Origin of the sequence: Streptomyces sp. NPDC002476, assembly GCF_042889785.1 — a bacterium.
Taxonomy (GTDB): domain Bacteria; phylum Actinomycetota; class Actinomycetes; order Streptomycetales; family Streptomycetaceae; genus Streptomyces.
The window spans coordinates 1-8,039 of the sequence record NZ_JBIARH010000084.1 but is presented as its reverse complement, the minus strand read 5'-3'; the positions used below and the strand labels follow the sequence as shown (position 1 = coordinate 8,039).

Genomic DNA, 8,039 nt, shown 5'->3' with positions numbered 1-8,039 from the left:
CTTCGGCTACCTGACCCCAGCCGAGACCAGGCAGCGGCACCAACACGCCCTCGCGGCATAACGAACACGTGTCCAACATCACGGGGAAACTTCAGTCAGTGGTCCTTCTTGCGCCTGCCTCCGACTTGGAGCGGCCGCATCATCTCGTTGTCCTCGTGCTCGACGATGTGGCAGTGCCAGACGAAGCGACCAGGGTGGTCGAACCGGGCCTTCACCCGGGTGATTTCTCCGGGATAGGCGATCACGGTGTCCTTGAAGCCACGCTCCCAGCTCTCCGGCGGCATGGGTGACCCGTTGAACGGTTCCCGGTTCACCACCTCGAACGCCACCTCGTGGATGTGGATCGGGTGGGCGTCCACAGTGAAGTTGTGCAGCTCCCATGTTTCGGTCGCGTTCAGCCTTGGGTTCTCCGTGACCGGGTCGGCCCAGCCCAGCAACACCGGATTGCCGGCGGAGTCGACCGTTCCGAGCAAAGTCTGGACCGGCGTTCCCGGCGGCACCTGGGGACTGCTCGATTGCATCTCGTTGAGGGAGAGCCGACGGGTGACGTTCGACGAGCCGAGTGGTCTGATCTTGGGCAGCCTGAGCCGATCCGGCGGGACACTATTGTCCTTGCTCGCCAGCGGGCCGACCACGAATTTCATCACCTGCCCGGTGGTGGCCGGATCCGCCACGGGGAAGTCCACGCCTGGTTCGCCTCGGCCGAAGGGTTCGTCCGCGCCCTCGTTGATGAGGTACAGCTCGGTGCCTTCCGGGATCCCGGTGAAGTCGACGATGACGTCGGCCCGCTCCGCGTTGGCCAACAGCAGCCGCTCCAACTGCACCGGCGAGGGCAGGAATCCACCTTCGTTGCCGATCTGCCAGAACGGTACGGCCGACTGGGCCGGCCGGGTGGTCGGACTGTCCGCGATCTTCAGGATCAGGAACCGGGCATTGCATCCGTTGAGGAAGCGCAGCCTGTAGCGACGCGGTTCGACCTCGAGATTTGGCCATGTCCGCCCATTGACCACCATGGTGTTGGCGAAGAATTCGGGGTTCCAGATGGGAGATACATCGGTGGTGGGAATGTACGGACCCGCGAACCCGTCGAAGAATTCCCGGCTCGTGGGGTAGAACAGCGAGCCGTCCGAGTTGAACGAGCGGTCCTGGATGGCCAGGGGGATCTCGTGGTACCGAGTGCCCGGAGGATCGCCGAAGGCGGGCGCCGGTCCGGGCAGAACCCCCTTGGGCAGGTCGCACTCGCCGCCGCGCAGCAGATAGAACCCGGCGGGTCCGGCGTAGACGTTGAGACGGGTCAGACCCAGGGTGTGATCGTGGAACCAGAGGGTCGCCGCCCGCTGGTTGTTGGCGTACTGGAAGGTCGCGGTACCCGGCTTCCACTTCAGGCCGTGCGCATCGGCGAACTTCTCCTGGAACTCGTTGTAGAACGAGCCCACGGTGGCGAATCCAGGAGGAATGTTGTTCGCGCGTGGCAAGTACCACGCTTCGGTGTAGCCGTCGCTCTCCTCGGTGGAATGCCCACCGTGCAGGTGAGTGACGATCGGCACGGGGCCGGTATACGGACCCGGCGTCGAGGTGAACGTCGGCCGGGAATCGCGCCCGGCCTTGCCGCCCGGCGGGTTCGCCCAGTGCAGCGTGGGGTCGACCGCCAACAGGTGCGGGAGGAAACCGCCCTGGCCGTCGATAAGGTCGTTCACCCAGGTGACCCGGACAGGCCGGTCCACCCTAGCCTCGATGGTGAACGACGGGTAATTGAACGTGTTGGTGTCCCCGAGCGAGCCGTATCCCCACACAGTGGTAGACGGCAGAGCGGGCGGCAATACCTGCTGGCTGAACTGTCGAACGCCGATGACGTACGTGTCGATGCCGTGCCGCTGCGAGTGGCGAGCCTTCGGCATCACCGGCGGGATCACCAGGCTGGTGACGTATTTCGGGATGGTCGTGGGGTCCAGGGTGGGAATTGGGAATTTACCGCCAGAACTGGCCCCGGGGGCCACCGCTGTCCCGTTCGGGGCAGCCACCGCCCCACCAGGTCCTGGCAGGACCAGGGCTGCCCCACCGACGGCCCCGGCTACGAGCAGGTCTCTTCGTGCAATCATTTCTTCCGCCTTCTGCAGCCCGAGGGCACTGGTCGCTTCATCACCGGATGTTAAGGCGTGCGCACGGTGAGTAAGGGTGCAATGTCTGGTGTGTCGTCAGATCGTCGGGACCGGGCGACGTGCGCGCTGCAATCGGCGCAGCGACGGCCAGAATCCCTTAGTGACTGTTGTCGTTCCGATCTTGAGGGCTGTGCGTCGAACGGGAGTCTCGATCGGGTGATCGCGGCTGGCCGCGGGCATGAAGGCAGGGCCTCTTGGTAGCTCGGGGTTGCGAAGCCGACCGAGATCCAGGAGACCCTGTTGCTGCAGTTGTACGCGCTCGCGCCGGTCGAGCTCAACTCAGCTTCCCGGTCGTGTGATTGTGTCGCCCACCGGTTCGGAAACGCGGCCGACCGTGGCGAGCGTGTTCGTCACTATCCGTCGGACATGACGGACGCGGAATGGGCTGCTGTCCGGCCGCTGCTGCCGGTGCCGAGCTGGATGCGCGGTCGGGGCGGGCAGCCGGAGACGTACTGCCACCGGGCGATGCTGGACGCGATCCGGTACCTCGTGGACAACGGCATCAAGTGGCGGGCGATGCCCGCCGACTTCCCACCATGGGACCGCGTCTATGCCAGCGCGTGACGATCGTCGACGCAGCCACCGGCCGACGGGAGCGGGACGTCGACGTCGGCCAGCTGCACGCGTACCCGGTCGGCCCTCGGGGTGGCACGCACCGCCGGGGGTACGTGCACACCGCGACGCGCGAGTGGGTGGAGCATCTGACGGACCGGGCGCTGCGCGGCCACCCGTTCACCATCGCTGCGTCGTCGATCGCGCAGAGCCCGTGGCGCGGTGGTTTCCTGCGGCTGCGGCGCGAGGTGACCCTGCCTGCGGTGCGTGTGATCGTCGCGGCGCTGGAAGCGGCGTCCTGGACGGTGGAGGGCTCCACCGTCGCCGAAGACGAGCTGCGCGTACGCCTGTGCGGACAGCTGACGTGCCCGGCCACCCACGTCGGCAGCGCCGGTCGGTGGTACTGCGACCTGGGCCGGGGCCACCGCTACGAGCACCGGGATAACGAGACGTTGGAGACGTGGGACGACGACACCCCGGAGCGTGCGGCGTGGTGGCTGCCGGGCCAGCCGCTCCCGGGGCACGCGCCGGCCGGTGTCTGACGCGCCCGGCCTGGGTTCTACCCTCAGCGGAGGGCGGCGGTCCCGGGCCCGGGCGTGGTCGCTTTCGTAGTGGCGGCGGAAGGCGTCCAGCTCGATCGCCTCCATCGGCAGCGTCAGCGGCTCTTCCGAGTCCGCGCTTCCCAGTACCGCCGTCTGAATCTGCCGCCTGTCACCGCGCACGAACCCCACCTTCTGTCCTGCAGTAGGCGCAGGTTAGGCGCGATCGGGCCGTTCCGGCTGGCAGATACCGCACAGCTTGAAGTGCTTGCCACCCTTCGGGCCAGTGCGTTCCGCGATCCAGGAGGCGGCCTCGTGCCGGGCGAGCACTGTACGCACCTCGCCGGGAATGTTCCCACGTTCGTCGTGCACGAACCACTTGAGATGCTGATCGTACTCATCGGAATTGATCTCGCCCAATTCCGTGAACAGGAATCCGCACGGGAGGCTGCGGCGGCGTGCTGCCCCGCCACGGCGGCCGCCGTCCCACCGTCCAGCGCGCCGCCGGCGCACGATCTTCTGCTACGTCCGAAACGGCTTCGCTGCCGCGGCCCCAGTGCGCGTGTTCGTTCCGACGGCGCGGGCGTTGATGGGCGGGCCAGCAAGGTGGACTGCATTCCTCGCATTGCCCTCCGCCGCCGGCTCGGCAACCGGCACGCGATCACCAGGCCGTGTCCGTGCCCGCGCACCTTCGGACTCGACATCGGCGGTCAGCCTGCCTGCGCACACCGGGGAACCGGTCTCGCCTCCGCCCGCAAGAGAGAAGAACGCGTCGCACCCGGAGGCGGAGCCGGCCGCCTACTGCAGGTCGGTCCAGGCAGGTGGGGGAGTTGGGCGGGTGACGCGGCGGGGGGTCTTGGGGGCAGCAACCGCCATCGTGGGTGCTGCCCCCAAGACCCCCCGGATGAAGCGAGGTCAGCCGATGATGGCCTGGAAGAAGAGCACGCCCGCGCCGAAGCCGGCGCCGGCGGCGAGTGCCGCGGCCGGCAGGGAGTGCTCGGACAGGTAGGTGAGGACGCCCGCTGCGACGCCGATGAGGACGCCGAGCAGCAGCACCATTGCGCTGCGCAGGGCGAGCAGTGGCTGGTTGCCGTTGGTGTGCTGACTCACTGTGAACTCCATTTCCAAGGTGCTGGTTTCACCCGCTGCCGGATGGCTGGTGTGGATGCTTTAGCGGGCGGCGGCACTTGTCCCCTCGCCCAACTCCCTGTGACGTGAGTCACGCAAATTTCTTCCGGGGTGAGCGAGGGGAGAGCGGCCGGTGATGCCTATGACATCCGCGTCAGGCTGGAAAGGGGCCCACATGGGCGGCAGAGACGCAAGGGAGCGAGTGTGCCGGATGAGACGTGCCAGGGGCGTGCTCCCCAAGCACTGCTGCAGGAGGACGTGGAGCTTAAGGAGCTCAGCTCCGAGGAGCTGCTGAGCCTGGAGCACACCCTTGCCGGCCCCACCTCGGAGAACAGCGTCGCTCGTGCGGCACGGCTGCAGGCCGACGCGCGTATTGTCGACATCCTGCGCGCCGACGACTTCCAGGGACCCCGCTACCAGACGGTCACGGCCCGCCTGATGGACTACAGCTGGCGAACCGTCAGCAAGTGGACCGCGAGCGGCGAGATCTTCGAGCGCGCCCGGCGGGTCGGCCGCCCCGTGCCTGCCCACATGACCACGCCCGACTGGAACGCGGACGACCGTATCGAAGTCGCTACCGACACCGTCATCGCCGGCCTCGACCTCTTCCACGAGCACGGCCTTGTCCGCGGCAGGTGGAACCCCATCGGCGGAGCCAGCCTGAGCACCTACTTCGTCGGTGCCTCCATCCGTTCCTTCCGCACCGTCTACACCCGGTGGTTCCGAGTCCGGCAGATCGGGCAGTTGGAGCTGGATCTCCCCACGGCCGACAACGAGAGCGTGGCGCGGGAAATCCCTGACCAGCGCGCCACCGACCCCTTCTACGCCGCAGCCACCCACGACGAAATCAAGCGCATCCTCCCGTACATCACTGATACCAAGGTCCGCAAGGGACTGGCCCTGCGCGCCCAGGGCTACACCCAGCAGCAAGCCGCCGCGGAGGTAGGGCTGACGGAAAAGGCTCTGGAAGGCCGCATCGGCCGACTCCGGGCCCGCATCCTCGCCGACCTCGCCGACACGCCCGGCCTTGGGGAAGGGGGAGCACGATGACCGTCCGGAAGGACGAACCCATGGATCACCTCGCCGTGACGACCGACGACTTCGGCGCGCTACTCGACGCATCCAGTCTCGGTGCACCGCATGTCCTGGCGGAGACCGAGCCGATCCCTCCGGCGACCCGGTGCCGGATGGCACAAGCTGTCGACCAGCAGCAGGCCCGACCCGAGGCCCGCCCCGACGCGAAGGCAGCGCAGGAGCACGAGCCAGACCCGTCCGGAAGAATCCCCGGCGAAAGCGCGTCGCAGGCGCGCCCTCTTCCCCGGGCGGCCTTGAGGCCTCGTCGTGCACTCCGCCCTCTTCCGTCCGGCGATCGCGGCGAGTACTCGTTCGCTGCCGCCTTGCGGGAGCTGCACGGATCGCAGTCCAGCAGTTATGCGGTCCTGACGCAGCACATGGCGCCGCCAGGACGTGGCCGGTGGGAAGCCGACGACCTGCGGGCCCTCTGCACCCGCGGCTTCCTGCTCGCCTCACTGCCGCCATACCCCCTGCGCGATCCGCTGACGGCGTGGCACACCTCCAGCACCGGCGGCGGACCGCACCAAGTAGCAGGTCTCCTGGAGAGACGGCAGCTCGCACCGGGTTCACTCGAACCGTGCGAAGGAGGACGGTGGTCCACTGGTGGAGGGCTGCTTTGGTATGCATTGACTGACACTGCGAGCGAGCGGACACGCGGCGAGATGACATCCGCGCTGTCTTCGATGCTGCAGCAGGCAGGGCGATCCTGGGCCGACCTTCAGGCGTACTTTCAGCCTGCCCTCGACCCGACGCGTGATGTGAACCTTGATTCCGCCACGAGCCTGCTCGTTCGCAGAATTGCGCCACCGCGCCTGCACGTAGCGCGCCTTGCCCCTTCGGCGTATCCGAGAACTGCAAGCGGGCTCCACTTGCCAGCTGGCATCGCGGCACAGCAACTCTTGCGAGACCGCAATGCGCAGACGAAGCCTCCAACGGCTCGAACCGCCACGCCGGACGTGCTTGCGCGGACACAACGCAGAGCACGGCAGTGGATCACCATCGTCGATGGCGTACGCACCCTGCATGCTGATGTGCCGATGCGGATCCATCCGGAGGAACACGAGGCACTCACGCAACCGGTGCGCACGCGCCTCACGTATCGCGTCTGTGACCCCTACGCCGTCGAAGCGCGGTTCGGAGTAGGCAGCGGCAACGAGACCGTCTGGACCTTCTCCAGAGACCTGCTCAGGGACGGACTGCAGAAAGAGGCCGGGCTGGGCGATGTGATCGTTCGGCCGGAGAAAGAACCGCGGCAGCAAGTGCGGGTTTTCATCCGGCTGGCATCGCCCGAGGGCAAAGCCCTGCTCTCTGCCGCCGAGCACGATGTACGCGCATTCGTCGAAGCGGCCGGCAGGCTCGTCCAATACGGACTCGAACACTCCTACCTGCAGCCCATGATGGATTCCTTCGAGGCGACCGTAGGAGAGCTTGCCCGGCCCGGCGGGCGTGACTGACGGTTGGAACAGGAAGCAACTGCCCCCTGGCCAGCGGATGGGGAGCGTAAGTCGACTCACGCTCCCCATCCGGCTGATGCTCAACCACGGTGTGACAACACCTGCTGAGCCAAGGCGTTGGATGGACCGACCGCGCGCACTCCGACGGGTGCTCGACTGTCTGCGCCAGCACCCCGCAATCCCACTCCGCACTCTCGTCCCCCTGAACTTTGTCGCTGGCACCCAACTCACGCAGACATCGCCCCCACCAACGACGCCGGCCAGCACCCCGCATACGGCACAGTCGGCCCGGCACGCGCCCCTCAAGACCCACCTGCTCACCCTCCGAGAGAACGAAGAGCCAGCCCGGCACCAGGACGCGATATGCCAGGATCACCATGTAAGGGGGCGACCCGGTGAGCTCACTGCAAGTGGACGTTCTGGCATACGGGGCGCCATGCGAACGGTGCTCTTTCTCCCTGTGGTGGGTGTTCGGACTGCTGCCGTCATACTGGCCACGCGCCGAGAAGTTCACCACCACCCCGAAGCCGTCGCCATGTCGCGCCGCATCCTGGCAGCACCGAACAGCGACACGGCAGACGTTGCAGCACAGCTGCACGACCGGCCGGCCTGGCAGCGGGGCCGCAGCTTCAACCCGAACCGGTGCGGCGCTTGCGGGCATCACGCCGACTGGCACGTCCTCGACACGCTCCTCAACCGCGTCTACCACCGCAAGGGCTGGATCTATGCCGCCGCCGGCCGGGTCCCGTCTCCGAGTGGCGTGCGATCAGAGGCGGCGGACAAGGAATCCACTGGCCGCACAACTGACTCCGATCAGCCACGTCCCTTGAGGAACCCTTTCGATGACCACCGGCCCAAGCCACGACAGCCCACCCGCCCCGGCCCGTCGTACACCGCGTGCGGATCAGCAACGCGCGGTGGAGTCCGCGGTGCGGCATCTGAAGAACCCGGGTACGCGAGGGCACATCGTCTCCGCCTGCGGGACCGGGAAGACCCTGACCGCGCTACGTGCAGCAGAAGTTCTCGATGTCCGTTATCTCCTGGTTGCGGTGCCGGGGCTGGATTTGATTGGTCAGTGGGTGGCTGCGGCCCGTGCGGATGGGCGCCGTGAGTCGTTGATGGCGGTTTCCTCT

The 8,039-nt window shown here is 67.3% G+C and carries 7 protein-coding genes and 1 pseudogene; 5 read left to right on the top strand and 3 right to left on the bottom strand.

Features of this window, described 5'->3' with window-relative positions; translation table 11 throughout:
- Positions 1-95 precede the first annotated feature (95 nt).
- Positions 96-1,898: a multicopper oxidase family protein gene (locus ACFYXM_RS36600; protein WP_389296117.1), complete on the bottom strand. Its 1,803-nt coding sequence runs from the start codon at positions 1,896-1,898 to the stop codon at positions 96-98.
- A gap of 498 nt (positions 1,899-2,396) precedes the next feature.
- Between ACFYXM_RS36600 and ACFYXM_RS36595 the strand changes: the two are divergent.
- Positions 2,397-2,711: pseudogene (locus ACFYXM_RS36595) on the top strand (transposase); the annotation flags it as partial.
- Between the two features lie 8 nt (positions 2,712-2,719).
- Positions 2,720-3,253: a hypothetical protein gene (locus ACFYXM_RS36590; RefSeq protein WP_389296116.1), complete on the top strand. Its 534-nt coding sequence runs from the start codon at positions 2,720-2,722 to the stop codon at positions 3,251-3,253.
- A gap of 213 nt (positions 3,254-3,466) precedes the next feature.
- On the opposite strand, the gene ACFYXM_RS36585 is transcribed toward ACFYXM_RS36590, so the two are convergent.
- Both ACFYXM_RS36585 and ACFYXM_RS36580 read right to left on the bottom strand, forming a co-directional pair.
- Positions 3,467-3,670, bottom strand: a complete 204-nt coding sequence (locus tag ACFYXM_RS36585; RefSeq protein ID WP_389296114.1) for a hypothetical protein — start codon at positions 3,668-3,670, stop codon at positions 3,467-3,469.
- A 495-nt stretch (positions 3,671-4,165) separates the two neighbouring features.
- The gene (locus tag ACFYXM_RS36580; protein WP_389296111.1) at positions 4,166-4,360 is read right to left on the bottom strand and encodes a hypothetical protein; all 195 of its coding nucleotides are present in this window, start codon (positions 4,358-4,360) and stop codon (positions 4,166-4,168) included.
- Between the two features lie 222 nt (positions 4,361-4,582).
- On the opposite strand from ACFYXM_RS36580, the gene ACFYXM_RS36575 reads away from it, so the two are divergent.
- From ACFYXM_RS36575 to ACFYXM_RS36565, 3 genes are all read left to right on the top strand, one after another.
- Positions 4,583-5,428 (top strand): hypothetical protein, encoded by an 846-nt coding sequence (locus ACFYXM_RS36575; RefSeq protein ID WP_351636033.1) that lies wholly within the window; start codon positions 4,583-4,585, stop codon positions 5,426-5,428.
- 20 nt (positions 5,429-5,448) lie between these two features.
- Complete coding sequence (locus tag ACFYXM_RS36570) at positions 5,449-6,906, top strand: SsgA family sporulation/cell division regulator (protein WP_389296109.1); 1,458 nt, start codon at positions 5,449-5,451, stop codon at positions 6,904-6,906.
- Between the two features lie 842 nt (positions 6,907-7,748).
- Positions 7,749-8,039 (top strand): DEAD/DEAH box helicase family protein (locus ACFYXM_RS36565; RefSeq protein WP_389296107.1); only part of this gene is annotated, 291 nt, incomplete at its 3' end.

Coding starts and splice junctions, on each gene's coding strand:
- ACFYXM_RS36600 (WP_389296117.1), bottom strand. CDS start 1,898: ATGCCGAAGGCTCGCCACTCGCAGCGGCACGGCATCGACACGTACGTC.
- ACFYXM_RS36570 (WP_389296109.1), top strand. CDS start 5,449: ATGGATCACCTCGCCGTGACGACCGACGACTTCGGCGCGCTACTCGAC.